Origin of the sequence: Microbacterium ureisolvens, assembly GCF_019511645.1 — a bacterium.
Lineage (GTDB): Bacteria > Actinomycetota > Actinomycetes > Actinomycetales > Microbacteriaceae > Microbacterium > Microbacterium ureisolvens_A.
Window position 1 is genome coordinate 479,897 of the sequence record NZ_JAEUAX010000002.1, and the last position, 24,915, is coordinate 504,811.

Sequence of the window (24,915 nt, forward strand, 5' to 3'; positions counted from 1 at the left end):
GCCCGCGGGGTGTGTCCAGAGGGGTCGCGGCGTACCTTCGCAGCGCCGAGAGCGCGGCGTAGACTCCCGGCATCCGCACGAACCGTGACAGCGCTGTGACCGTCAACGGGCGGGTCGTCCCGCTCGTGGGCGCGGTCGCGCACGCCACCGCCCTGGAGTGGCTCCGCGGTCTCGGGCTGACCGGTGCGAAGGAGGGCTGCGCCGAGGGAGAGTGCGGCGCGTGCGCCGTGCTTCTGGCCACGGAGGGACCCGACGCCGGCACGGTGTGGACGCCCGTCAATGCCTGCCTGCTTCCGGTGCACGCGCTCGACGGGCAGGAGGTGGTGACCTCGGAGGGGCTCGGCTCGCCCGACGATCTGCATCCGGTGCAGCAGCAGCTGGCGGCCGCCGGCGGCTCGCAGTGCGGTTACTGCACGCCCGGCTTCGCCTGTGCGATGGCCGCCGAGTTCTACCGCGCCGACCGTGGGGCGAAAGCGGCGAGCGGCGAGCACGGGCCGGCAGCGGCGAGCGGCGAGCACGGGGCGAACGGGTTCGACCTGCATGCGATCGGTGGGAACCTGTGCCGCTGCACGGGCTACCGGCCCATCCGCGACGCGGCCTTCGGGCTCGGGATGCCGTCGCCCGATGATCCGCTTCGTGCGCGGTCGGCCGAGCCGGCGCCTCCCCCGGTCAGCACCGACGTGCGCGCGGACGACGGGCGCTTCGTGCGACCCGGCACGCTGGACGAGGCGCTCCGGTTGCTGCGCGACGAGCCGGGGGCGCTGCCCGTGGCCGGCAGCACGGACTGGGGCGTCGACGTCAACCTGCGCGCCGCCCGCGCACCGGTCCTGGTGGCGATCGAGCGCCTGCCCGAGCTGCGCGCGGTCGAGTTCTCGGCGGGCGTCGTCGAGGTCGGCGCCGCCGTGCCTCTCTCCGAGATCGAGCGCAGCGTCGGCCCCCAGGTGCCGCTGCTCGCGCAGCTGCTGCCACAGTTCGCGTCGCGCCTGATCCGCAATCGCGCGACGCTCGGCGGCAACCTCGGCACCGCGTCCCCCATCGGCGATGCAGCACCCGCCCTGCTCGCGCTCGGCGCGAGCGTCGTGCTGGTCTCGGCCGACGGCGGCGAGCGCGAGGTCGATCTCGCCGGCTACTTCACGGGGTATCGCACGGCGGTCCGCCGCCGCGACGAGCTCATCCGGACCGTGCGCATCCCGTTGCCCGCCCACCCCGGCGCAGGCCGCGCGGGCACCGGCACCGGGCGGATCACCGCGTTCCACAAGATCGCGAAGCGGCGGTTCGACGACATCTCGTCGGTGGCGGTCGCGTTCGCGCTCGACGTCGACCACGGCGTCGTGACCGCCGCGCGGATCGGCCTCGGCGGCGTCGCGGCCACCCCGCTGCGCGCGTACGCGACCGAGCAGGCCCTCGAAGGACGCCGGTGGAACCGGGCGACGGTGGCGGCAGCATCCGCCGTCCTGCAACGCGAGGGGACGCCGCTCGACGACCATCGCGCGAGCGCCGCGTACCGCGCACGCATGCTCGGCACCGCGCTGCCGGCGCTGTTCGCGACGTCGGGCGATGTGGAGGAGGCGACGGCATGAGCTCGCTCGCCGATCGCCCCGAGAACCCCGTCGTCGGCCGCCCGGCCGTGCACGAGAGCGCAGCGCTGCACGTCACCGGAGCCGCCGTCTACACCGACGACGTCGCCGCCCGCGCCCACGGCGTGCTGACCGCGTGGCCGGTGCAGTCGACCTCGGCGCACGCCCGCGTCACCGTCGACGTGGCGCCCGCCTACGGCGTGCCGGGGGTCGTCAGGGTGCTCACCGCCGACGACGTGCCGGGCGTCAACGACGCCGGGGTCAAGCACGACGAGCCCCTCTTCCCGACCGAGGCGATGTTCTTCGGGCATGCGCTGGTGTGGGTGCTGGGCGAGACGACGGATGCTGCGCGCCGGGGCGCCGCCGCCGTCACCGTGTCGTACGAACCGCTGCCGTCGCTCATCACGGTGGAGGAGGCGATCGCCGCCGGGTCGTTCCAGGGCGTGGCGCGCACGATCGCGCGCGGGGACGCGGCATCCGCCCTCGAGTCCTCCGCGTTCGTGTTCGAAGGCGAGAGCGTGGTCGGCGGGCAGGAGCACTTCTCGCTCGAGACGCACGCCTCGTTCGCGGTGCGCGACCCCGACGGGCGGTACTTCGTGGAGTGCTCGACGCAGCACCCTTCCGAGACGCAGGAGATCGTCGCGCACGTGCTCGGCGTCGCGTCGAGCGAGGTCACCGTCGAGTGCCTGCGCATGGGCGGCGGCTTCGGCGGCAAGGAGATGCAGCCGCACGGGTTCGCGGCGGTCGCGGCGCTGGGGGCGAAGCTCACCGGACGCCCGGTGCGCCTGCGGCTCACCCGCACCCAGGACATCACGATGTCGGGCAAGCGCCACCCGTTCCACATGGCCTGGCGGGCGGGCTTCGACGTGGAGGGCCGCCTGCAGGCGCTCGACGCGACCCTGACCTCGGACGGCGGCTGGAGCCTCGACCTCTCCGAGCCCGTGCTCGGCCGTGCGCTCTGCCATGTCGACAACGCCTACTGGATCCCGAACGTGCGGGTGCACGGTCGTGTCGCGCAGACGCACAAGCCGTCGAACACGGCCTTCCGGGGGTTCGGGGGGCCGCAGGGCGCGTTCCTGATCGAAGACGTCTTGGGCCGGGCGGCGCCCGTGCTCGGAATCGATCCGCTCGAGCTGCGGGCGAAGAACTTCTACCGCCCCGGCCAGCGGACGCACTACGGGCAGCTGGTGAAGGACGCCGGGCGTCTGCCGGCGATCTGGAACCGGCTGCGCGCCGACTCCGATCTCGACGCCCGGCTGCGGGAGATCTCGCGGTTCAACGCGGCGCACGCCGACCGCAAGCGCGGCCTCGCGATGACGCCGGTGAAGTTCGGCATCTCGTTCACCTTCACCGCGTTCAACCAGGCCGGCGCGCTGGTGCTCGTCTACAAGGACGGCTCGGTGCTCATCAACCATGGCGGCACCGAGATGGGCCAGGGCCTGCACACCAAGATGCTGCAGGTCGCCGCGACCGCCCTGGGCGTGCCGCTGGAGGCGGTGCGGGTCGCCCCGACCCGTACCGACAAGGTGCCGAACACCTCCGCGACCGCCGCGTCGTCGAGCGCCGACCTCAACGGCGGCGCGGTCAAGCTCGCGTGCGAAGAGATCCGCGGGCGGCTGGCCGCCGTCGCCGGCCGCCTCCTCGGCGTCGACGCCCGCGACGTCCGCTTCTCGGACGGATACGTCGAGCCGCTCGGAGGCGGGCAACGGATGCTGTTCGCCGACGTCGTCGCGGCCGCCTACCTGCAGCGCGTGCAGCTGTTCGCCGCCGGCTACTACCGCACGGAGGGCCTGCACTGGGACGCCGACCGGCAGCAGGGGTCGCCGTTCAAGTACTTCGCGTACGGCTGTGCCGCGGCCGAGGTCGAAGTGGACGGGTTCACCGGCGGGTATCGCCTGCGCCGCGTCGACATCGTGCACGACGTCGGCGACTCGCTCTCGCCGCTGCTCGACATCGGCCAGATCGAAGGCGGCTTCGTGCAGGGGACGGGATGGCTGACCCTCGAGGAGCTGCGCTGGGACGCCGGCGACGGACCCACGCGCGGGCGGCTGCAGACGCCGTCGGCCAGCACCTACAAGCTGCCGAGCTTCTCCGAGATGCCCGAGGAGTTCCACGTCGCGCTCTTCGAGGACGCCCGCGAGGACGGCGCCGTGTACGGCTCGAAAGCCGTGGGAGAGCCGCCGCTGCTGCTCGCGTTCAGCGTTCGCGAGGCGCTGCGCCAGGCGGTGGGCGCCTTCGGTCCGGGCGGCCGCTCGGTCGAGCTGTCGTCGCCCGCCACCCCGGAGGCGGTGTTCTGGGCGATCGAGGCCGCGCGCGGTGCGGGCGCTGCGGGCGCAGCATCCGTGTCCCGTGATGGGACGGATGCTGCGGCCCCGGCCACCGCCGGAGACTCGGGGTCGGCGGAGCCCGACCTGCTCACGGCGGGCCGCTGAGGGGCGGCCATGGACTGGCTGGACGCCGCGCGAGACCTGCGCGAGGCGCGCACGCCCGCGGTGATCGTGACTCTCGCGATGGTGCGCGGACACGCTCCCCGCAACGGCGGCGCCAAGATGGTGGTCTCGCCGGCCGAGGTCTTCGAGACCATCGGGGGCGGCAATCTCGAGGCGACCGCCGTCGCGCACGCCCGGGCGATGCTCGCCCGCGGGACCGCCGAACCCGAGCTGCTCTCGCTCACCCTGAGCGACAAGGAGACCACGGAGTACGGCGTGCAGTGCTGCGGAGGAGAGGTCACGCTGATGCTGGAGCCGGTGCGGGTGGTGCCGTCGGTCGCGGTGTTCGGGATGGGCCACGTGGGGCTCGAGGTCGCGCGCATCCTCGCGCGCCAGAACCTCGACCTGCACCTCGTCGACTCCCGCGAGCCGATGCTCGCGCCGGCCCGGCTGGGGGTGGACGGATTGCCGGGGCCTCTCGCAGATGCGGTCGCGCGGGTGCACGTGCACCACGCGCCGGTGCCCGAGTCCGTGCTGGGCTCCGTGCCGGCGGGCACGCACGTGCTCGTCATGACCCACGACCACGCGGAAGACCTCGCGATCGTCGACCAGGCGCTGCGCACCGAGGGCATCGGCTCGATCGGCCTCATCGGCTCGCGCTCGAAGTGGGTCCGCTTCCGGGCGCGGCTGCGGGAGGCGGGCCACGACGACGCGGCCCTGGCCCGGGTGACGACCCCGATCGGCCTCCCCGGGATCCCGGGCAAGCAGCCCGCGGCGATCGCTGTCAGCGTGTCGGCCCAGCTGCTCCAGCTGATCGAGCAGGCCGCGCCCGTTCCGCCGGGCTGAGCCGTTCTTCAGATCAGGACCAGACCGATCAGTACTCGATGCGGGTCGAGGTCCGGCCCCATTCGGTGAACGGCGCGATGCGGTCGTCGGGGCCGAGCTCGATCGATTCCACCGGCATGATGTCGCGGTGCTCGGGGTGGCCGTCGAAGTAGCGGTAGAACACGGCGTCGTCGAAGCCCGCGGCGGCGGCGTCCTCGCGGTCGGCGGCGAAGTAGACCCGCTCTACGCGGGCCCAGAGTGCCGTGCCGAGGCACATCGGGCACGGCTCGCAGCTCGTGTAGAGCGTGGCGCCGGTGAGGTCGAAGGTGCCGAGGCCCTGGCACGCCCGCCGGATGGCGACGACCTCGGCGTGCGCGGACGGGTCGAGATCGGCGGTGACGCGGTTCACGCCCTCGAACACCTGCCCGTCCGCCGTCACCACGACCGCGCCGAACGGACCGCCCGCGTTGCGCACGTTCTCGGTCGCGATCTCTATGGCCCGGGCGAGGTAACGGGCGGGCGTCCCGTCGGTGGAGGACATCAGCCCCACCCTACGAGCGCCTCGCTCGATGCGCACCACCCCTCGCCGCGCACGACACGCCCGCCCCGGCGGTCAGCGTTCGACGAGCACTCCGTCGGCGTCGGCCCACACGTGCCTGCCCGGCACGAACGCGACGCCCGCGATGACCACGGGCACGTCCACCTCGCCGACGCCGGCCTTGGCGCTCTTGCGCGGGTTGGAGCCGAGCGCCTTGACCCCGAGGTCGAGGCCGCCGATCGCGGTCCGGTCGCGGATCGCTCCGTGCACGATGAGCCCCGCCCAGCCGTTCTCGACCGCGGACGCCGCGATGAGGTCGCCCACCAGCGCCGACTCGAGCGATCCCCCGCCGTCGATCACGAGCACGGCGCCGCCGCCCGGGGTTGCGAGCACCGCCTTCACGAGCGCGTTGTCGCGGTGGCACCGCACCGTGCGAATCGGCCCGTCGAATGCGACGCGCCCTCCGAGGTCGTGCAGCTGCAGCGCGAGCGAGTCGAGCTCGTCGCCGCGTTCGTCGTAGAGGTCGGCCGTCGCGGTGGTCATGGCTTCACGCTATGACGGATGCTGCGGGCCGCGGCATCCGTGATCCTGAGAAGTTCGCGCGCCCTTCTGCGAACCGCAAGAACCCGCGTCAGGAGAGTGCGGGCGGGTTCTCATCGGGGTGGAGCGTGCTGAAGAAGGAGTACGTCTCGCCGTCGGGGTCGGGACCGCGCTCCTTGAACTCGTTCACGAGCTCGTAGAGGCGCTGCCGGAACTCTTTCAGGTGCTCGGGGGTGAGCTTCAGACCCATCCACGTCGTGTCGAGGTCGTCGGGGTCGACGTTCTCGATCTGCTGCAGGAACGTCTCGATGAGCACGGGCGAACCGCCGGGCATGGAGGTGCGCCACGAGAGTCCGGTCGCACGGTACGGCACCTCGCGCGCGCCCTGGGCGCCGGTGCGCTCGGCCTCGGCCGCGAGGTAGCCGGTCTGCACGAGCGTGCGCACGTGGTGCAGCATGGTGCCCGGGTTCACGCCGAGCAGCTGGGCGAGCTCCTTGTTGGTGCGCGATTCGAATGCGCACAGCCGCAGCACCCGCAGTCGCAGCGGCGAGCTGAGGGCGCGCATGCGGGCCTCGCCCTCGGGATCCCCCCGGCGAAGTTCGATCCGCTCCTCGGATTCGGACGCCACGGAACGAGGCTAGCTGAGTGATTGACAGATCTCAATCACTGGCTCACACTGATTGACATGTCCCAATCAGACGACGCTGCGGCGACCGAGGACGTCGACGACGCCGTGCTTGCGGAGGCGCGGGCCGAGGCCTCCGTCCTCGCATCCCGCCCGGGTGCCGACGCGGCGGTGGAAGCGGATCGGGATGCTGCGGCCGTCGCCTCGCCCCGACCGGCGCCGAAGGGATCGCTCTGGCGGGATCGCAACTTCCTGACACTGTGGTCAGGGCAGGCGCTCAGCCAGTTCGGCGCTCAGATCACCGAACTCGCCATACCGGTGCTCGCCGTTCTCATGCTCGACGCGACGGAGTGGGAAGTCGGGCTGCTCAACGCGGCACAGGTCGCCGCCTTCCTCGTGGTGGGCCTTCCCGCCGGAGCGTGGATCGACCGTATGCGCAAGCGCCGCGTGATGATCTGGGCGGACGGCGTGCGGGCGGTGGCACTCGCGACGCTGCCGGTGCTGGCGCTGCTCGGCGTGCTGGAGATCTGGCACATGATCGTCGTCGCCCTGGTCATGGGGGTCGCGACCGTGTTCTTCGACGTGTCGTACCAGAGCATCATCCCCTCGCTCGTGCGCACCGACCAGATCGGCGAGGCCAACGGCAAGCTGCAGTCGACGTACGAGCTCGCCAACATCGCCGGCCCCGGCGTGGGCGGCTGGCTCATCGGCGTGCTCACCGCGCCGTTCGCGATCTTCGCCACCGTCGGCACGTACGTCGCCTCGTTCGTCGCCCTGCTCTTCACACGCGACCACGAGAAGCCCCGCCCCGCCGAGGATCGCAAGCCCCTCGTGCACGAGATCGGCGAGGGCCTTCGCTGGGTGTTCGGCAACCCGCTGCTGCGCCGCATCGTCGGCACGACGGGCACGGCGAACTTCTTCGGGACCATCGCGCAGACGCTCGTGCCGATCTTCGTGCTGCGCGAGCTGGGCCTCGGCCCCCAGATGTTCGGCATCGTGTTCTCGCTGTCTGCGGTCGGCGGCCTGGTCGGCGCCGTGGTGACGCCCCGGATCATCGCGCTGCTCGGCGAGGCGCGGGCGATCCCGATCAGCGCGATCGCCTTCAGCGTCGCCCCCTTCTTCCTCCCCGCGATCTCGCTCGTGCCGGCACTCGCCTTTCCGCTGCTGGTGGTTCAGGGGTTCATCATGAGCTTCACGATCCTGCTCTACAACATCACGCAGGTGACCTTCCGCCAGCGCATCACACCGCCGCGCCTGCTCGGCCGGATGAACGCTTCGATCCGCTTCGTGGTGTGGGGGGTGATGCCGATCGGAGCACTCCTCGCGGGCGCGCTCGGAACGTGGATCGGCACCGTTCCCACGCTGTGGATCGCCGCGACCGGCGAGCTGCTCGCGTGCCTGTTCGTGGTGATCGGACCCTTCTGGCGCATGCGGGAGCTTCCCGACGCGCACGCCGAGCACGCCGCCGCGGAAACCGCCGGCTGAGCCGCGCCGCGTACTCCACGCCCCGGATTCGGGCAAGGTCGTGCTCTTCGGGGCGCGGGCGTGCTTAGGTTGCTGCATGACGGCCCGCATCGTCTCGATCGGCACAGCTGTTCCGCCCACCCGCATCGCGCAGGAGGTGGCGCGCGACATCTTCGCGGCGCAGGATGGGTTGGACCGCCTCGCCCGGCGCCGCATCCACGCGGTGTTCGACGCATCCGCCATCGCCACGCGGCACTCGGTGCTGACCGAGTTCGCGTCGCCGCCGGTGATCGATCCCGCGGAGCCGGCCGTTTTCGCCGACGCCGAGGGGCGGCTCCTCTCCCCCACCACCGGACCCCGCAACGAGAGGTACATCTCGGCGGCGCCGGAACTGACCGCCGCCGCCGCGCGCAGCGCTCTGGCAGACGGCGGGGTCGATCCGTCCGCGGTGACCCACGTGGTGACCGTCTCGTGCACCGGGCTGTTCGCACCGGGGCCCGACTACCGACTCGTACGCGACCTCGGCCTCAACCCGACGGTCGAGCGGTGCCATCTCGGCTTCATCGGGTGCGCCGCGGCGCTTCCCGCGCTGCGCGTCGCGTCGGCGCTGGCGGCGACGCGGCCGGACGCCGTCGTGCTCGTCGTGTGCACCGAGCTGTGCACGCTGCATCTGCGGCCTTCGAACGATCCGCAGCAGATCGTCGCGTCTTCGGTCTTCGCCGACGGCGCGGCAGCGGCGATCGTCACCGCCGACCGCTCCGTCGGCAACCCCGGGGGACTCGACCTCGACAGGTTCGGCACCGCCCTCACCGAGGAGGGCGAGACCGACATGGTCTGGACGATCGGCGACAACGGGTTCGAGATGATCCTCTCGGCCGAAGTGCCGCGCATCATCGGCCGCGAGATCCAGGGCGCTGTGGGTCGCTTCCTGGGCGACGACGCTCCGCCCGAAGTGTGGGCCGTGCATCCCGGGGGGCGCAGTGTGCTCGACCGCGTCGAGGCGGGGCTCAACCTCCCGCCGGACGCCCTCGCAGCGTCGCGCGCCGTGCTGCGCGACTTCGGCAACATGTCGAGCGCGACGATCCTGTTCATCCTCGCGTCGCTGCTGCGTGACGACGACGTCCTCGATGGCGCGCGCATCGCCGGGCTCGCCTTCGGCCCGGGCCTCACCGTCGAGTCGGCGCTCATGACCCGCCGCCGCCCGGAGGTGGCCACCGCCGACGACGTCGATCTCGCCCTGGCGGCCTCCGCGTGAAGCGGGTACGGGCATGAGGCTCGCCGTCCGCGACGAGGGTCTGGCCGAGCTGATGGACGATCCGGCCTGCGACCCGGACCTGCTGCGCGCCACCCTGGTGCGCTTCGGCACCGTCAACCGCTTCGTGTCGGGCTGGGGCGTCGTGTATCGCACGCGACTGCGGCCCCATCTGGCGTCGCTCGGACGCCCGGCGCGCGTCCTCGACATCGGGTCCGGCGGCGGAGACCTCATCGACCGCCTCGCCGCAGCCGCCCGGCGCGACGGACTCGACGTGACCTGGACCGGCATCGACCCCGACCCGCGTGCGCTGGAGGTCGCCCTGGCACGCACGCCGATCGCCGGAGCGAGCTTCCGGGAAGCGGATGCCGCCGCCCTCGTCCGCGAGGGGCTGACGTACGACGCCGTGCTGTCGAACCACGTGCTCCATCACCTCGGCGACGGGCTGCCGGCGTTCGCGGAGGAGTCTCTCGCGCTCTCCCGCGGCATCGTGCTGCACAGCGACATCGCGCGCTCGCGGCTGGCCTACGGGCTCTACGCCGTCGGCATCACACCGTTCCAACGCGGCACGTTCCTGCGCACCGACGGCCTCCGCTCGATCCGCCGCAGCTACACGCGGGCCGAGCTCACGGCCGCGCTCGAGGGCGACAACCCCGGAGTCTGGTCGGTGGAGCGCCCGGTGCCGTTCCGGCTCGTGGCGGTGGGACGCGGTCGTGCGTGACGTCACCGTCGTCGGCGCCGGGCCGGTCGGACTGCTGCTCGCCGGCGAGCTCGCCCGCCGCGGCGTCGACGTCGAGATCCTGGAGCGACGGCCCGCGGTCGGCGACGGGACACGGGCGATCGGCATCCACTCCCCCGTCCTCGCCGCGCTCGAACCGTCGGGCCTCACGGAGCGCCTCCTCGCCGAGGCCGTGCGCGTGCGCCGCGGCGAAGCCCGTTCCCGAGGGCGGCTGCTCGGCACCGTGCACTTCGACGTGCTGTCGGCGCGCTTTCCGTTCGTGGCGACCCTGCCGCAGGCGAGCACGGAGTCCGTGCTCGCCGCTGCCGCCCCGGAGCCGCTGCGCGGCGGCTACGTTCTCGCGGTGATCCCGCGCCGTGACTCGGTGGTGGTGCGGGCCGGCGTCCTCGGCCGCCCTGTCGAGTCCGAGAGCCGCATCGTCGTCGTCGCCGGCGGAGGCGCGGCACGCGAGCTCGTCTACCGCCCTGGCGCGGTGCCGACACGCGACTACCGCGACCGGTATCTGATGACGGATGCTGCCGCCGACGCCGACGCCGGGCTCGCGGTGATCCACCTGGATCCCGATGGCGTGCTCGAGTCCTTCCCATTGCCGGGCGGCCGACGGCGGTTCGTCGCGTGGGACCCGCCGGGTGCAGGCGACGAGCCGGAGGACCGCGTACGGCGGCTGCGCGACGCGCTGGCCCGCCGCGGGGAGGAGGCGGCGGCTGAGGTGGTGTCGTCGGCGACATCGTTCGGCGTGCGTCGCGTCGTCGCGCCCCGACTGCGCCACGGCCGTGTCTTCGCGATCGGGGACACCGCCCACGAAGTCAGTCCCATCGGCGGGCAGGGCATGAACCTCGGCCTGCTCGACGCGGTGACGCTCGCACCCCTTCTGGCCTCCTGGGTGCGCACCGGCCGCGCACCCGACGTCGGGCTGCTGCGGTGGGAGGCACGCCGTGTGCAGTCGGCGCGGCGCGCGGCCGCGCTCGCGAGCGTGAACACGGCGCTCGGCAGGCCCAGCGGCCGCGGCGACGCGCTCCGCCGCGCGGCCGTGCGCACGATGCTCGCCGGCCCGTCGGCCCGGCTCTTCGCGCGTGCCTACTCGATGAGCTTCGACGTCGACGCCTGACCCCGGCGTTGCCCGGGGTTTGGGGCGCACGCCGTGCCCTTGGGGCGCGCGGGAAGCGCCCCGAGCGACCACCATGCGCCCCGAACCCGCAGGAGAGGCCGGGAACGGATGCTGCGCCGCGGTGCCCGCACGGCCAGAAACCAGGACCGCGGCGAGGCGTCAGGCGACGAACGCGCTGCCCGACGCCACCATCTGCGCCGCGAGGAGGAGCGCCGCGAGCATCACGAGCCGGAACAGCGCGCGGCTCGGCGGTCTCGCGATCGCCCGCCACGCGGTCGTGCCCGCCACCGCGACGACGGCCGCGAAGAACAGCCACGACACCGGCGACACCGCGGCGAGGTCTCCACCGGCGGCCCCGAGCAGCACGGCCACCGCACCAGCGACGACGGCGAGGGCGGCGACGATGGCCGCCACCCGCGGACCCAGCCGGTGCGGGAGCCCCCGTACGCCGGTGCGCGCGTCGTCATCGAGATCGGGCAGCACGTTCGTGAGGTGCACGGCGGCGCCGAGGGACGCCCCGGCGATCCATGCCCACCACGCCGCGAACGAGGGATCGGGCGCCGAGAGCGTCGCGAGCGACGGGAAGATCCCGAAGCTCACGAGGAACGGCACGATCGACCACGGCGTCGACTTCAGCCCCGCGTTGTACGCCCACGCCGAGCCGAGAGTGACGGCGTGGGCTGCCAGCATCCGCCATCCCAACGGCGCCGAGAGAACCAGAGCGAGCGCCAGCACGCCGAGCGCCGCGCCCCAGGCGACCCCGGCCGACACGTCGCCGCGGGCGATCGGCTTGTCGGTGCGGCCCACCGCGCGATCGCGCTGCGCGTCGAGGGCGTCGTTGGAGATGCCGACGGAGAGCTGCCCCACGAAGACCGCCGTCGTCAGCAGTACCAGCCGCCACGCCTCGAGTCCTGTCGCGATGCCCAGGGCAAGGGCGAGCGCGGTCACGACGAGCGTCGGCCCCGGATGCGAAGAACCCCACAGAGCACGGACGGTGCGCACGGATCGATGCTCTCACGGGCCGCGCGACGACACGGGAGGACCGACAGGGAATGTTCTCAGGTCCATGTCGTTGCATGGATCTGGGCCGACGGGGTCCCGGCAGATATCGCTCGACCCCAGAGGAGCAGCCCATGTCCACTCTCACCGCCCGCACCGCCGAGACCGACGCGCCGATCATCGACGTGCTCGCCGAGCGCTGGAGCACCCGCATCTTCGACCGCGAGTCGGTCATCGACGAGGCCGCCCTCGCGAGCGCACTCGAGGCCGCCCGCTGGACGCCGACCGCCGCCAACACGCAGGCGTGGCGCGTCATCGTCGCCCGCCGCGGCTCGGCCGCGCACGCCACAGTGCTCGCCTCGCTCGCCGGCTTCAACAGCGCGTGGGCGGGCGACGCCGCGGCGCTCGTCGTGTTCTTGGCCGAGACCACGCGCGACGGCGAGCCCATGCGCTGGGCCCAGTACGACACCGGCCAGGTCGCCGCGCACTTCACCGTGCAGGCCCACGCCGACGGCCTCTCGACGCATCAGATGGGCGGCTTCGACCCGGATGCCATCGTCGCAGGCTTCGATCTCAGCTCCGACTTCACGCCCGTCACCGTCATGGCGATCGGCGAGCTCGGCGACATCCGCCTGGCATCGGAAGAGCTGCAGTCCCGCGAGAACGCCCCGCGCGTGCGCCGCCCCGCCGCCGACTCGGTGCTCGTGAACGACTGATCCACCCGGATCCGACAGACGGATGCCTCGACCGCGACGTGCGGTCGAGGCATCCGTGTCTCTGCCCTTCGATGTCGCGTTCGGGGCGTGCCGCGTCCGTTCGGGGCGCAGCGGGTGCGCCCCGAACGTGCGGCGTGCGCCCCGAAAACCCCGAACGGCTCTCGGGCGTCAGTCGTCGAGGAGCTCCGCCTCGATCACATCGTCATCCTCTCGGACAGGCTCGGGCGCGGCCGGGCCGTCGCTCGTGAGCACGAGCTGGGAGCCGTCGGCCGCGACATCCACCCGCACCACCTCGCCGTCGCGCACGCGACCAGACAACAGCGCCATCGCGAGGCGATCCTGGATCTCGGACTGGATGAGCCGGCGCAGCGGCCGCGCGCCGAACACCGGGTCGTAGCCTCGCTCGGCGAGCCACGCGCGCGCGTCCGGCGTGACGGCGAGCGTCAGGCGGCGGTCCTTGAGGCGCCGCTGGAGCGCGTCGACCGCGAGCTCGACGATCTGCGCGAGGTCGTCCTCGCTCAGGGCGGCGAACATGACGATGTCGTCGAGGCGGTTGAGGAACTCGGGCTTGAACGCCTGACGCACGATCGCCATGACGGCGTCGCGCTTCTCGTCGTTCGACAGCGTCGGGTCGATGAGGATCGGCGAGCCGAGGTTCGAGGTGAGGATGAGGATGACGTTCGAGAAGTCGACGGTGCGCCCCTGGCCGTCGGTGAGGCGCCCGTCGTCCATGACCTGCAGCAGCACATCGAACACCTCGGGGTGCGCCTTCTCGACCTCGTCGAGCAGCACGACCGAGTAGGGGCGCCGTCGCACGGCCTCGGTGAGCTGGCCTCCCTGCTCGTATCCGATGTAGCCGGGAGGAGCACCCACGAGCCGAGACACGGTGTGCTTCTCGCCGTACTCCGACATGTCGATGCGCACCATGGCGTGCTCGTCGTCGAACAGGAACTCCGCGAGCGCCTTGGCGAGCTCGGTCTTGCCGACGCCGGTCGGGCCGAGGAACAGGAACGAGCCGGTCGGGCGACCCGGGTCGCTGATGCCCGCACGAGAGCGGCGCACCGCATCCGATACCGCCTTGACGGCCTCCTTCTGTCCGATGAGGCGCTTGCCGAGCTCGGACTCGAGGTGCAGCAGCTTCTCGGTCTCGCCCTGCAGCAGCCGTCCGACCGGGATGCCCGTCCACGCTGCGATGACGGCGGCGATGTCTTCGTCGGTGACCTGCTCGTTGACCATGCGCTCCTCGGTGCGGGACGCCTCGGCGCGCTCGGCCTCGGCGATCTCGCGCTCGAGCCGCTTGATCGTCTCGTACTCGAGCTTCGACGCGCGCGTGTAGTCGCCCTCGCGGAGCGCCCGGTCGCGGTCGGTCTCGGCCTGGTCCTTCTGCTTCTTCAGCTCGCCGACGCGGGTCAGGCCGGCACGCTCGCGCTCCCACCTTTCCTCGAGGGACTTGAGCTCGGCCTCGGCAGCATCCATCTGCTCGCGCAGCTTCGCGCGTCGCTCTTTCGAAGCGTCGTCCTTCTCCTTCTTGAGTGCGAGCTCCTCCAGCCGCATGCGATCGAGCTGGCGGCGCAGCTGGTCGATCTCGGTCGGGCTCGAGTCGATCTCCATCTTGAGCCGGCTCATCGCCTCGTCGATCAGGTCGATCGCCTTGTCGGGCAGCTGACGACTGGGGATGTAGCGGTTCGACAGGGATGCTGCGGCCACGAGCGCGCCGTCGCTGATGGTCACGCCGTGGTGTGCCTCGTACCGTCCCTTCAGCCCACGGAGGATCGCGACCGTGTCTTCGACGCTGGGCTCGCCGACATAGACCTGCTGGAAGCGACGCTCGAGCGCAGCATCCTTCTCGATGAACTCGCGGTACTCGTTGAGCGTGGTCGCGCCGATGAGGCGCAGCTCGCCGCGGGCGAGCATGGGCTTGAGCATGTTGGATGCCGCGACCGACCCCTCGCCGCCGCCCGCGCCCATGAGAACGTGCAGCTCGTCGATGAACGTGATGATGCGGCCGTCGGACTCGGTGATCTCCTTGAGGACGCTCTTGAGGCGCTCCTCGAACTGGCCGCGGTACATCGCGCCGGCGACGAGTGCGGAGATGTCGAGGGTGACGAGCTCCTTGTTCTTGAGCGACTCGGCGACGTCGCCTGCGACGATGCGCTGGGCCAGGCCCTCGACGACGGCGGTCTTGCCGACGCCGGGCTCGCCGATGAGGACGGGGTTGTTCTTGGTGCGGCGGGTCAGCACCTGGCTGACGCGCCGGATCTCGCTGTCGCGCCCGATGACGGGGTCGAGCTTGCCCTGACGGGCACGGTCGGTGAGGTTGATGCCGAACTGCTCGAGGGCGCTCTGCGCGTCCTCCTGCCCGGGCTGTTGCGTGGCGTTCATGTGTCTCCTGAAATCTATGGACGTCAACTCTTCATCAAAGTTGAGTCGTGATGGCTCAAGTTTACCAGTGGCCCGCCCGACGAGCAATGCGACGCTAGTCCTCGACCTCCGCCCGGGCGTCGGCGTAGGCGCGGCGCAGTCCCTCGCCTACCCACTCGGTGCCGCGATACACGTTGTCGGCGCCGATGTCGGCGGTGAGCCCGCCAGCCGCCAGTTGAGAGATGACGCGGTCCTGGGTGGCGACGACCTTGAGGGTCGAGTCGGCGTCGCGCAGCTGCGCCGCGAACCGGCGCAGCACCTCGACGTGCGAGAGTCCGATCTCGTCGGTGCCGCGCAGGCGCACGATCACGACCGAGCCGCTGGACTCGCGGCTCACCTCGGGCAGCCGACGTTCGAACACCGGCGCACTGGCGAAGAAGAGGCTCCCGTAGGGCTGCAGCACCAGCACCTCCCCCGGTGGCACGACCGCCGGCGGATCGGTCTCGCGCATGCGCCCGTCATCCGTCAGGCGCACCGCACGCACGCGCACGCTGTTCGACTGCTCGGCGACGTAGAGGATGACACCGAGCCCCACACCGACGAGCACGGCGAACTGCAGCGGGATGACGAGGGTAAGCCCGAACGTGACGGCCATGATCGTCGTCGGCAGCGCCCCCGACTTCATCACCGAGTACACGCGGCTGGGCTTGATCGCCCGCCACCCCACGACGATGAGCAGGCCCGCGAGGGCCGGCATGGCCACGAAGGCGACCACGTCCGCCAGGAGGAAGACGACGACGGCCATCACGGCACCCGCGACGAAGAGCGAGAGGCGCGTCTTCGCCCCCGCCTGCACGATGAGAGACGACCCCGACATCGAACCGCCGACGGGCATGCCCTGGAACAGGCCCGACACGACGTTGCCGAGCCCCTGCCCCATGAAGTCGCGGTTGGCATCTGCGCGCCTGCCGTCGGCGGTCGGGATGCCGGCCGACACGGCCGCGCCCTGCACCAGGCCGATGAAGGTCAGCGACAGCGCGGGGATGAGCAGCGTCGGCGCATCGGCGATGCTGGGCAGCACCGGCGCGGGCAGGCCGCGAGGCACGTCCACGATGTCACGCAGCAGCACGACCGGGTTCTGCACCCACGCGTTCAGCACCACCGCGCACGCCGAGCCCACCACGACGGCGATCACGAGACCCATGCTGCCGACACGAGTCGGCAGGAGAACCACGATGATGAGCACCGCGATCGCCCCCACCACCAGGGAGGGGATGTTCCACTGCCCGACGTGCAGGAACACGTCGATGGTCTTGAGCAGCCGGTTGGCGCCCTGCGCCTGGTAACCGGTGAAGTTCGAGAGCTGGCCGAGGATGATGTTGACGCCGATCGCCGTCACGAACCCCGTCATGACAGCCGTCGGCACGAAGCTGATCAGCCGGCCGCCCCGCAGCAGGCCCGCGATCACCATGATGATGCCGGTCAGGATCGCGAGCGTGAAGAGCCCGCGCTCGGGATTCGGGAGGCTCTCGAGCCCGGCGTCCGACACGACGAGAGCCATCGCGCTCGTCGCCTGGACGGCCATGAAGGCGCTGCTCGTGAGCACGGCCGCCCCCACCATGCCGAAGAGGTAGCCGTAGAGGCCGGCGAGCGGGTTCACCCCGGCGAGGAGCCCCGCCGCGAGCCCGTCGGGCACCGCCTCGACGCCGAGGATCGCGCCCGCGACGGCGTCCTTGCGCAGCGTCGAACGGGAGAACCATGTCCTCGGATCAAGCCCCACGGGTCACACGCTAGCGAAGGCATGGGCGTCGCCGGCGGGGCCACCTTGGACGCGGGAGGTCATCGGGCGTAATTCACGCGACTCGCGTGATGCGCAAGTGTTCCCAGGGTTCTCTCAGGATCGCTAGTCTGACCTAGCGGGATTCATGCCCGCCCGGCGGTCACGCCGCCTGACGTTGAACGGCCTCCCGGCCGACTTGAAGGGACCCCTCGCATGACCAACACTGACGTCAACACCTCCGGCTGGGCAGGATGGGGCGTGTTCGCCGCCGTCGTGCTGATCGTCGGCGGCACCATCGACGCTTTCCACGGCCTCCAGGCCCTCATCGGCCCTGACACGGCGTACTTCCTCGGGCAGGAGGCGCTCTTCTCGATCGACGTGCAGGGCTGGGGCTGGTGGCACCTGATCGCCGGCGCGCTGCTGATCCTCGTCGGCATCTTCCTGCTCCTGGGCGCGCGCTGGGCCCGCATCACCGCGATCGTGCTCGTCGCGATCAACGCGGTCGGCCAGCTCTCGCTCATCTCGGTGCAGCCGTGGCTGTCGCTGGCCCTCCTCGCCATCGACGTCGTCGTGATCTACGCGCTCACCGTGCACGGCCGCGAGATCGACGCGAAGAAGGCATGACCCCGGCGTGAGGCCGCGGCGATCGCGCCCTCACGCGACAGGTTCGAGAACGGATGCCTCGGTCCTCGCTTCGGCGGAGGCCGAGGCATCCGCCTTCTCATCGAGGTGGCACGCGAACCGCGAGCGGTAGGCGGTGGGCGTGGTGCCGAGCACGCGTGCGAAGTTCTGCCGCAGCACGGCCGCCGAGCCGAACCCGCTCTCGTAGGCGATGCGGTCGAGGCCGAGATCGGTCTTCTCGAGCAGGCGCTGCGCGTGGATGATCCGCTGCCGCGCGAGCCAGGCGGCCGGGGTGGCCCCGTAGTCGGCCTTGAACCGGCGGGCGAAGGTGCGCGGCGACATGTGGGCCTTGGTCGCGAGCTGGTCGACCGTGAGCTCGAGGCGCAGGTTGTCGAGCATCCAGTCCGTGACCGGCGCGAGCGACAGCGACGTCGTGGCCGGCAGCGGGTTCGCGATGAACTGGGCCTGGCCGCCGTCTCGCTGCGGCGGCACGACCATACGGCGGGCGATGATGTTGGTCATCTCGGCGCCGAGCTCCTGGCGCAGGAGGTGCAGGCAGGCGTCGAGCCCCGCCGCGGTGCCTGCGCTCGTGATGATGCGGCCGTCCTGCACGTAGAGCACGTCGGGGTCGACGTCTATCGACGGGTACATCTCCTTCATCTTCTGCGCGTACATCCAGTGCGTGGTCGCGCGGCGGCCGTCGAGCACGCCCGAGGCGGCGACCACGAACGAGCCGCTGCACACGCTCAGCACCCAGGCGTCGCGGGCGACCGCGGCGCGGATGACGTCGAGCACGCGTTCGTCGACATCGCTCCAGTACTGGTGCGGAACCGGCGACACCACGACGAGATCGGCCTCGTACGCGAACGAGAGGTCGGCGTCGACGTTGATCGAGAAGCCCATCTTGGACTGCACGGCGCCGGGGTCGGGCGTGACCACGCGGAAGTCGAAGTTCGGGATGCCGTCGTCGGAGCGATCGAGGCCGAACGCCTCGCACGCGACCCCGAACTCGAACGGCGCGAAGCCGTCCGTCACGATGCAGGCGACTGTCTTCATCCGAACCTCCACGACTGGCAGTTTTCGTGCGATGTGTGTCCATTCTGCCACTCGTGGCAGTACTGACGCAAGCGTAGCGTTTCTGCCATGTTCATGGTGATTCTTCTCGCAGCCCTGTCCGCGGTGGCGTTCGCATCGACGATCGCCGCCCTCCGCAACGACGGTTACCGTCGCCTCCCCACCGACCGCACTCGCCTCCCCTGACCCTCGCGGTGTCCAACCCGCGGGTCCCTGACCCCTCAGATGAGGATCAGAGCCGGGTTGAGGAGCGGATCCCCGGATCCACTCCTCAACCCGGCTCTCGTCCTCAACTGAGGACCTTCGCAGCGTGCGTCGGTCGGGCTCAGGCGGTGACGCGGTCATAGACCTCGACCATCGCCGCGGAGCGCGACGACTGCCGGAAGCGCTCGCGGATGGTCGGGTCCGGCACGCGCGGCGCTCCGGCGGATATATCGGATGCTGCGCCCCTCAGCGCGCCCGCCAATGCGGCGATCGACGGGTCGGGGGTGACGCCGTCGCCCACGGCCCAGAAGCCCGTTCCGAGCTCGGCCGCGAGGTCGGGATCGCTGACCACCGCGGGTGTTCCGAGCGACGCCGCCTCGAAGATCGTCATGCCCTGGGTCTCGAAGCCGATCGAGGTCTGCACGACCGCGTCGGCGGCGGCGATGCGCCCCAGGGTCCGGGCGTACGGCATCCTTCCCGCGAAGATCACGGTCGCGCGAGGCCGGAGCTTCTCGACCAGACGACGCGCCGCGCGCAGCTGACCACCACCGCCGATGATCTCGACCTCGGCCTCGATGTCCGAGGCGGCGAGCGCCTCGAGGAACGGAATCAGGCGCTTCTCCGGGCTCATGCGCCCGAGCCACACGAAGCGAGGGAGCCCCGGAGCGCGCCCGGCCGGAGCGGTCGCCAGCACCTCGTCGAGCGCGTCGTCGTCGATGCCGTTCCAGATCACGTCGACTGCGGCGGCGGCCGGCGACGACCTCGCCCCGGGCACGACGCCGTTCGCCTCGAGCCGGCGCGCGAAGTGCGTCGACGGGGCGGTGATCGCGGCGGCCCGGACGCCGAACCGGCGCAGGTACGCCCAGCCGTCATGGCCGCGCTCGTCGACAGCGGCGCCGGCGCGTGCCCCCAAGGCCCGGCGCTGCCAGGCGTTCAGCACGCGGAGCACGGTCTTCGGGAACGGCGTCGTCGCCTCGATCCCGACGTCGAGTCGATTGTGCATGGTGTGCACGATCGGGAGTCCGTGCCGCTCGGCGTACCGCACGCCGATGAACGCGCCCCAGAAGTCGCCCTGGATGTGCACGACGTCGACCGGTGGGCGGCGTGCCATCGCAGCATCCAGCCGCCGATCGGTACGCCTGCCGGGCCAGGTCATCGAGTACTCGCGGTCGGCCGTGATGGGGATCGACGGCAGGTCGACGTAGGCGGGATCGGCGGCCTCAGCCCGCGCCCGTGGGCCGTGCATGGCGGGCGCGACCATGGTGACGAGGTGCCCGGCCTTCTCGAGGAAGCGGCGCTGCAGCCGCATCGAGACCTGCGCCCCGCCGAGCGATTCGGCGTGCTGGTCGCCGAACATCACGACGTGCACGGCGGCCTACTCGGGCAGCGGCTCGTCGCGGTACAGCGCCTCGAACGTGTCGAGCGTGCGCTTCATGTCGTGCACCTTGACGCCCTCGAGCGAGCACTTCTGCATGCGCACGCGCTCTTCGGGCGACTGCGTGAGCACCGTCGTGAGCTTGGCGGCGAGGTCGTCGACGTCGCCGGGTCGGAAGAGGTAGCCGTTCTCGCCGTCGTGCACGAGGTGCGGGAGCGCCACCGCGTCTGCGGCGACGATCGGCAGGCCGGAGGCCATCGCCTCCATGGTCGCGATCGACTGCAGCTCGGCGATCGACGCGATCACGAACAGGCTCGCGTTGGTCAGGAGCGCACGCAGCTCCTCGTCGGTGGTGTGACCGTGGAAGTGCACGCGGTCGCCCAGGTCGAGCTCCGCCACGAGCTGCTCGAGGTTGCGGCGCTGGTCGCCCGAGCCGACGATGTCGAAGCGCACGTCCAGCGCCGGGTCGAGCTTCGCGATCGCGCGCAGCACGACGTCGATCTGCTTCTCGGTCGTGAGCCGGCCGACGAACACCAGCCGGTGCGCGTCGCGCGGCGTGAGGTCGGCCGTGTAGTTGGAGGCGTCGATGCCGCAGCTGACCGGGATGACGTCCTGGATGTCGATGGTGCGCTCGAGGAACTCGGCGGCCCTGCGGGTCGGGGTCGTGACGGCGCGGGTCATCTTGAAGGTGCGCTCGGCGTCCTCCCACGCGAGCTTCACGGCGTACTGCGTCCACGACGGCGGGAGCACCGTGAAGTCGAGCACGTTCTCGGCCATCACGTGATTCGTCGCGACGACGGGGATGCCGCGCTTGCGCGCCTCGCGCGTGAGGCCGCGGCCGATCACGATGTGCGACTGGATGTGCACGACGTCGGGCTGCACCTCGTCGAGCACGCGGCGCGCGTAGTACTTCGACCGGAACGGCAGGACGAACGTGAGCCAGTCGTGCGGATACCACCGCCACGACGGCAGCCGGTGCATGGTCATGGGCTGACCCTCGATGACCTCGGTGAAGGTGCCGTGCTCGCGGTGCGTCTTGCTGGGCGCCATCACGTGCACCTTGTGACCGCGCGCCACCATGCCGGCGGCGAGGCGCTCCGCGAAGCGGGCGGCGCCGTTCACGTGCGGGAGGAACGTGTCGGCGCCGTAGAGGATCGTCAGTGCGCGCGGACTCGCGGCGTCGGCGGTGGTGTCGTCGGGCGTCGCAGGATCGGTCACGGGGTTAGGGGCCTGTCTGTGCGGCGGGGACGCGCGGCAGCGGCTGGTCACCGCGCGCCCTCCACCCTACCCGAGGGGTTTCCGGGGGCTCCCCAGGAACGCGCCCGTCGGGGCACGTACCCTGGTCGCATGCCCCGACTGCAGGCCGACGCCGACCCGAACCTCTGGGTGCCCGTGACCGAGTCGCTCGGCTTCCGAGGACGCCGTCACCGGAAGACGGCGATACGGATGCTGCTCAATCAGGCGGGCGGCATGATGATCGGCCCTGCGGGCGCGGTGCCGATCGAGTCGGGCGCGAGCGCGGGCGGGCAGCCGCGCCCCGGCAACGGCTTCGCCGCCTGGGCGATGAGCCAGGCCGCGCCCTTCCTGATGCGCAAGGCCGCGGGTCGGGTGCTGGTGTGGGTCTGGAAGGCCGACGCCGAGCTCGTCGTCGTGATGGCCCAGGTGCAGCAGGCCACCAACGACCTCCGCGCCGCGCGGGCGATGATGCCGATGGAGTACGACGACACCGAATCGTTCCGCAACCCCTACCTCGGCGTCGGCGAGAAGCTCGAGATGGCGCTGCCCTCCGACACGCGCACCCCGCCGTTCGCCACTTACACGTGGGACACCGGCACGCACTTCGTGACGGTGACGGCGGTCTGCTCCGACCGCGAGCGCTTCGGCACCGTGATCGGCAGTGTCGACGACCTCGCGCGCACACTCCGGATCGTGGACGACCTCACCGTCGGCGAGTCGCCCGAGGTGCTCCGCATCGAGCCGAAGAACTGAGGGACTTCGCACGTGACCTCTCGCGGGTGGTGGCGCTCCTTCAGCGGCGCCACCGGATCGACGGCGCCTGACGGCAGACGACCGATACGGTAGCCACGCCGTTATCGTTCGACACCTCAGGAGGCACGCCCATGGGCGCCGTCATCGGAGAGATCCTTCCCCTCGCGCTCGGTGTGGCGATCAGCCCGATCCCGATCATCGCGGCGATCCTGATGCTCCTGTCGCCCAAGGCGCGGGTCACGAGCGTCGGGTTCCTCCTCGGCTGGGTGCTCGGCATCGTCGTGGCGGTGACCCTGTTCACGCTGCTGTCGTCGATCCTCCCCGAGCAGGACGCGGACGGCTCGAAGCCTGTCGCGGGCGTGATCAAGCTCGTGCTGGGGGCGGGGCTGCTGCTCCTCGCGATCCGCCAGTGGCGCGGGCGGCCGAAGGCGGGCGAAGAGCCCACCATGCCCAAGTGGATGCAGGCGATCGACAAGGTCACCTTCCCCGTGGCGTTCGGCCTCGGGTTCCTCCTCTCGGCGGTCAACCCCAAGAACCTGCTCATGGCTGCTGCCGCCGGCGTCGACATCGGCTCGGCGGGGCTCGACACGGGGTCGATCGTGCTCGTGATCGGGGTGTTCACGCTGATCGCAGCATCCACCGTCCTCGTCCCGGTGGTGGGCTACCTCATCGCCGCTGAGAAGCTCCGCGGCCCGCTCGACGCGCTGCGCGTGTGGCTGGGCAAGGAGAACGCGGTCATCATGGCCGTTCTGCTGCTGGTCATCGGCGTCTCGCTCATCGGCAAGGGCATCGGCTCGTTCTGACCCCGGGCTACGGTGGAGCCGTGACTGCGGCGACCCACGACCAGGTGCTCCTCGACGGCGGTGTCTTCCGCATGGGGTCGGACGAGTTCTATCCCGACGAGCAGCCCGTGCATGAGCGCGAGGTCGCGCCGTTCCGCATCGACCGGTACGCCGTCACCAACGCGCAATACGCCGCGTTCGTCGACGACACCGGGTACGTCACCGTCGCCGAGCGCGAGCTCGACCCGGCCGCGTTCGAGGGCGCGGACCCCGCCGACCTCGTGCCGGGCGCGATGGTCTTCACCCCGACACCGGGCCCCGTCGACCTGCGCGATTGGCGCAACTGGTGGCGGTGGCAGCCGGGGGCCTTCTGGCGCCGGCCGTTCGGACCCGAGTCGTCGATCGACGAGAGGATGCAGCATCCGGTCGTCCATGTCGCCTTCGAGGACGCGACCGCGTATGCCGAGTGGGCGGGGCTGCGGCTTCCCACCGAGGCCGAGCACGAGTTCGCCGCGCGGGGCGGGCTCGAGGGGGCGCGGTTCGCGTGGGGTGACGAGCCGTACCCGGGCGGCGTCGCGCAGGCGAACTCGTGGCTCGGGCGTTTCCCGTACGACAACCAGGGGGTCGGGGATGCCGCCCCCGTCGGGTCGTACGAGCCGAACGGCTACGGGTTGTACGACATGACCGGCAACGTGTGGGAGTGGACTACCGACTACTACACGCCGCGGCACCTGCGCCTGTCGGACAAGCCCGTCGACGCCGGCAAGCGGGCGAACCTCCTCGCCGCGGCGAGCGCGCAGGAGGGCTTCCCGTCGATCCCGCGCCGTGTGCTCAAGGGCGGCTCGCACCTGTGCTCACCGGACTACTGCCTGCGCTTCCGCCCCGCCGCGCGCTCCCCCCAGGCCGAAGACACGGGCATGTCGCACATCGGCTTCCGCTGCGCGAGCGACGCCTGACGGGTCACTCCGCGGGCGGGAAAACCGCGGACCAGTCGTCGCGCACGCTCACGACGGTGAAGCCGTGGACGGATGCCGCGTCCAGCGCCTGCTCCGCGCCCTTGTCGTAGGGGGCGTCGCCACGGCCGGAGTCGTCGTCGTGGTGCACGAGCAGCGCGAGGCTGCGGGGGCTGCCCTGCGCGAAGCGGAGCATCGGGATGTCGCCGTTCGAGTTTCCCGCGGCGAGGATCGGGCGCCGGCCCACCCGCATCCAGATGCGCACCGGCTTCTCCGGGCCGTCGTCGAAGAACGCGAGGGTCGACGTGTACCGCACGACGTTGTCGTCGGCGTCGTACTCGAGGCCCATGCCCGTGCCGACCACCCGCTCGGCGGGGATGCCGTAGTAGTCCCGCGTCATCGGCCGCATGAAGTCGCGGTCACCGCCCGACACGATGTATGCCGTGAATCCGTGCGCCTCGAGGAAGCGGATGAGCTCCACCATCGGCTGATACACGGTGTGCGCGTAGGAGCTGCCGCGCGACAGATGGCGGGCATCGCGATAGAAGGCGGCGACGGATGCCTCGTACTCCTCGACGCTCGCACCGGCGCTCGATCCCGACACGGCCGCGATCAGCGCGCCGAGGTCTGAGTCGTCACCGGCGTAGTGCTTGTCGACCGCCTGTCCCAGCCACGCGAAGTCGCCGGATGCCGCGGCCTTGTACGGCTGGCGATCCGTGAGCGACGGGTCGGCCGCGGCCTGCGCCTTCCACTGCTGCAGCAGGTAGTGCAGCTGCGTGGGCATCGGCTTCTCGGTCCACAGGGTGCCGTCGTTGTCGAACACCGCCACGCGGGCGTCGGGCGGGACGAAATCCGGACCGCCCTCGGCGGTCACGGCGTCGACGAATTCCAGGATCGCGGCACGGGTCGCCGTGTCGCGCCACGACGGCAGCGGCTCGCTCATGCCGTGACTCTAGCGGGCACG

At 71.4% G+C, this 24,915-nt stretch carries 22 protein-coding genes; 12 read left to right on the forward strand and 10 right to left on the reverse strand.

Annotated features, from left to right (window positions below; translation table 11 throughout):
* Positions 1–95: 95 nt before the first annotated feature.
* From JNB61_RS06335 to xdhC, 3 genes are read left to right on the forward strand one after another with little or no spacing between them, the layout of a single operon-like run.
* Complete coding sequence (locus JNB61_RS06335) at positions 96–1,580, forward strand: xanthine dehydrogenase small subunit (protein WP_220339078.1); 1,485 nt, start codon at positions 96–98, stop codon at positions 1,578–1,580.
* Positions 1,577–4,009 carry a xanthine dehydrogenase molybdopterin binding subunit gene (xdhB, locus tag JNB61_RS06340; protein ID WP_220339079.1) on the forward strand — a complete coding sequence of 811 codons (2,433 nt, stop codon included), beginning with the start codon at positions 1,577–1,579 and terminating at the stop codon, positions 4,007–4,009. Before JNB61_RS06335 ends, xdhB begins: the two co-directional genes overlap by 4 nt.
* 9 nt (positions 4,010–4,018) lie before the next feature.
* Entirely contained in the window at positions 4,019–4,852 is an 834-nt protein-coding gene (gene xdhC / locus JNB61_RS06345) for a xanthine dehydrogenase accessory protein XdhC (RefSeq protein WP_220339080.1), read from the forward strand.
* Between the two features lie 28 nt (positions 4,853–4,880).
* Here xdhC and JNB61_RS06350 read toward each other — a convergent pair whose 3' ends face one another.
* The 3 genes from JNB61_RS06350 to JNB61_RS06360 form a co-directional block, all read right to left on the reverse strand.
* Complete coding sequence (locus tag JNB61_RS06350) at positions 4,881–5,372, reverse strand: nucleoside deaminase (RefSeq protein ID WP_159841069.1); 492 nt, start codon at positions 5,370–5,372, stop codon at positions 4,881–4,883.
* Between the two features lie 72 nt (positions 5,373–5,444).
* The gene (rraA, locus tag JNB61_RS06355; protein ID WP_159841067.1) at positions 5,445–5,912 is read right to left on the reverse strand and encodes a ribonuclease E activity regulator RraA; all 468 of its coding nucleotides are present in this window, start codon (positions 5,910–5,912) and stop codon (positions 5,445–5,447) included.
* An 88-nt stretch (positions 5,913–6,000) separates the two neighbouring features.
* A complete protein-coding gene (locus tag JNB61_RS06360; protein ID WP_308289137.1) occupies positions 6,001–6,537 on the reverse strand; it encodes a winged helix-turn-helix domain-containing protein in 537 nt (178 codons plus the stop codon).
* A 57-nt stretch (positions 6,538–6,594) separates the two neighbouring features.
* Between JNB61_RS06360 and JNB61_RS06365 the strand changes: the two genes are divergently transcribed.
* From JNB61_RS06365 to JNB61_RS06380, 4 genes are all read left to right on the forward strand, one after another.
* Positions 6,595–8,019, forward strand: a complete 1,425-nt coding sequence (locus JNB61_RS06365) for an MFS transporter (protein ID WP_220339081.1) — start codon at positions 6,595–6,597, stop codon at positions 8,017–8,019.
* 76 nt (positions 8,020–8,095) lie between these two features.
* On the forward strand, positions 8,096–9,253 hold the full coding sequence (locus JNB61_RS06370; RefSeq protein ID WP_220339082.1) for a type III polyketide synthase: 1,158 nt from the start codon (positions 8,096–8,098) through the stop codon (positions 9,251–9,253).
* A 13-nt stretch (positions 9,254–9,266) separates the two neighbouring features.
* A complete protein-coding gene (locus tag JNB61_RS06375) occupies positions 9,267–9,971 on the forward strand; it encodes a methyltransferase domain-containing protein (RefSeq protein ID WP_220339083.1) in 705 nt (234 codons plus the stop codon).
* Positions 9,964–11,097: an FAD-dependent oxidoreductase gene (locus JNB61_RS06380; protein WP_220339084.1), complete on the forward strand. Its 1,134-nt coding sequence runs from the start codon at positions 9,964–9,966 to the stop codon at positions 11,095–11,097. The genes JNB61_RS06375 and JNB61_RS06380 overlap by 8 nt, the downstream gene beginning before the upstream one ends.
* Before the next feature lie 159 nt (positions 11,098–11,256).
* Here JNB61_RS06380 and JNB61_RS06385 read toward each other — a convergent pair whose 3' ends face one another.
* Positions 11,257–12,099: a UbiA family prenyltransferase gene (locus JNB61_RS06385; protein ID WP_220339085.1), complete on the reverse strand. Its 843-nt coding sequence runs from the start codon at positions 12,097–12,099 to the stop codon at positions 11,257–11,259.
* Between the two features lie 131 nt (positions 12,100–12,230).
* On the opposite strand from JNB61_RS06385, the gene JNB61_RS06390 reads away from it, so the two are divergent.
* Complete coding sequence (locus JNB61_RS06390; protein WP_159841055.1) at positions 12,231–12,812, forward strand: nitroreductase family protein; 582 nt, start codon at positions 12,231–12,233, stop codon at positions 12,810–12,812.
* 168 nt (positions 12,813–12,980) lie between these two features.
* Here the strand turns inward: JNB61_RS06390 and JNB61_RS06395 are convergent, their stop codons facing one another.
* Positions 12,981–15,194: an ATP-dependent Clp protease ATP-binding subunit gene (locus JNB61_RS06395; RefSeq protein ID WP_220288723.1), complete on the reverse strand. Its 2,214-nt coding sequence runs from the start codon at positions 15,192–15,194 to the stop codon at positions 12,981–12,983.
* 94 nt (positions 15,195–15,288) lie between these two features.
* Positions 15,289–16,953, reverse strand: coding sequence for a SulP family inorganic anion transporter (locus JNB61_RS06400; RefSeq protein WP_220339086.1), 1,665 nt, complete (start codon positions 16,951–16,953; stop codon positions 15,289–15,291).
* Positions 16,954–17,166: 213 nt separating this feature from the next.
* Here JNB61_RS06400 and JNB61_RS06405 point away from each other — a divergent pair, with 213 nt between their 5' ends.
* Complete coding sequence (locus tag JNB61_RS06405) at positions 17,167–17,577, forward strand: DUF7144 family membrane protein (protein ID WP_159841049.1); 411 nt, start codon at positions 17,167–17,169, stop codon at positions 17,575–17,577.
* A 30-nt stretch (positions 17,578–17,607) separates the two neighbouring features.
* Here the strand turns inward: JNB61_RS06405 and JNB61_RS06410 are convergent, their stop codons facing one another.
* The 3 genes from JNB61_RS06410 to JNB61_RS06420 form a co-directional block, all read right to left on the reverse strand.
* Positions 17,608–18,630, reverse strand: a complete 1,023-nt coding sequence (locus JNB61_RS06410) for a GlxA family transcriptional regulator (protein WP_220339087.1) — start codon at positions 18,628–18,630, stop codon at positions 17,608–17,610.
* A gap of 343 nt (positions 18,631–18,973) precedes the next feature.
* On the reverse strand, positions 18,974–20,221 hold the full coding sequence (locus JNB61_RS06415; protein ID WP_220339088.1) for a glycosyltransferase: 1,248 nt from the start codon (positions 20,219–20,221) through the stop codon (positions 18,974–18,976).
* Between the two features lie 6 nt (positions 20,222–20,227).
* Complete coding sequence (locus tag JNB61_RS06420; protein WP_220339089.1) at positions 20,228–21,445, reverse strand: glycosyltransferase; 1,218 nt, start codon at positions 21,443–21,445, stop codon at positions 20,228–20,230.
* 129 nt (positions 21,446–21,574) lie between these two features.
* On the opposite strand from JNB61_RS06420, the gene JNB61_RS06425 reads away from it, so the two are divergent.
* From JNB61_RS06425 to JNB61_RS06435, 3 genes are all read left to right on the forward strand, one after another.
* Positions 21,575–22,216 (forward strand): hypothetical protein, encoded by a 642-nt coding sequence (locus JNB61_RS06425; protein ID WP_159841041.1) that lies wholly within the window; start codon positions 21,575–21,577, stop codon positions 22,214–22,216.
* Between the two features lie 131 nt (positions 22,217–22,347).
* On the forward strand, positions 22,348–23,019 hold the full coding sequence (locus JNB61_RS06430; RefSeq protein ID WP_220288718.1) for a GAP family protein: 672 nt from the start codon (positions 22,348–22,350) through the stop codon (positions 23,017–23,019).
* A gap of 20 nt (positions 23,020–23,039) precedes the next feature.
* Complete coding sequence (locus tag JNB61_RS06435) at positions 23,040–23,954, forward strand: formylglycine-generating enzyme family protein (RefSeq protein WP_220339090.1); 915 nt, start codon at positions 23,040–23,042, stop codon at positions 23,952–23,954.
* A 4-nt stretch (positions 23,955–23,958) separates the two neighbouring features.
* Here JNB61_RS06435 and JNB61_RS06440 read toward each other — a convergent pair whose 3' ends face one another.
* The gene (locus JNB61_RS06440) at positions 23,959–24,894 is read right to left on the reverse strand and encodes an HAD family hydrolase (RefSeq protein ID WP_220339091.1); all 936 of its coding nucleotides are present in this window, start codon (positions 24,892–24,894) and stop codon (positions 23,959–23,961) included.
* Positions 24,895–24,915 lie beyond the last annotated feature (21 nt).

Excerpts from the sequence above, each read along its gene's own strand:
- JNB61_RS06395 (WP_220288723.1), bottom strand. The coding sequence starts at position 15,194 with ATGAACGCCACGCAACAGCCCGGGCAGGAGGACGCGCAGAGCGCCCTC.
- rraA (WP_159841067.1), bottom strand. The coding sequence starts at position 5,912 with ATGACCACCGCGACGGCCGACCTCTACGACGAACGCGGCGACGAGCTC.
- JNB61_RS06430 (WP_220288718.1), top strand. The coding sequence starts at position 22,348 with ATGGGCGCCGTCATCGGAGAGATCCTTCCCCTCGCGCTCGGTGTGGCG.
- JNB61_RS06375 (WP_220339083.1), top strand. The coding sequence starts at position 9,267 with ATGAGGCTCGCCGTCCGCGACGAGGGTCTGGCCGAGCTGATGGACGAT.
- JNB61_RS06410 (WP_220339087.1), bottom strand. The coding sequence starts at position 18,630 with ATGAAGACAGTCGCCTGCATCGTGACGGACGGCTTCGCGCCGTTCGAG.
- JNB61_RS06390 (WP_159841055.1), top strand. The coding sequence starts at position 12,231 with ATGTCCACTCTCACCGCCCGCACCGCCGAGACCGACGCGCCGATCATC.
- JNB61_RS06405 (WP_159841049.1), top strand. The coding sequence starts at position 17,167 with ATGACCAACACTGACGTCAACACCTCCGGCTGGGCAGGATGGGGCGTG.
- JNB61_RS06370 (WP_220339082.1), top strand. The coding sequence starts at position 8,096 with ATGACGGCCCGCATCGTCTCGATCGGCACAGCTGTTCCGCCCACCCGC.
- JNB61_RS06365 (WP_220339081.1), top strand. The coding sequence starts at position 6,595 with ATGTCCCAATCAGACGACGCTGCGGCGACCGAGGACGTCGACGACGCC.
- JNB61_RS06350 (WP_159841069.1), bottom strand. The coding sequence starts at position 5,372 with ATGTCCTCCACCGACGGGACGCCCGCCCGTTACCTCGCCCGGGCCATA.
- JNB61_RS06440 (WP_220339091.1), bottom strand. The coding sequence starts at position 24,894 with ATGAGCGAGCCGCTGCCGTCGTGGCGCGACACGGCGACCCGTGCCGCG.
- JNB61_RS06425 (WP_159841041.1), top strand. The coding sequence starts at position 21,575 with ATGCCCCGACTGCAGGCCGACGCCGACCCGAACCTCTGGGTGCCCGTG.
- xdhC (WP_220339080.1), top strand. The coding sequence starts at position 4,019 with ATGGACTGGCTGGACGCCGCGCGAGACCTGCGCGAGGCGCGCACGCCC.
- xdhB (WP_220339079.1), top strand. The coding sequence starts at position 1,577 with ATGAGCTCGCTCGCCGATCGCCCCGAGAACCCCGTCGTCGGCCGCCCG.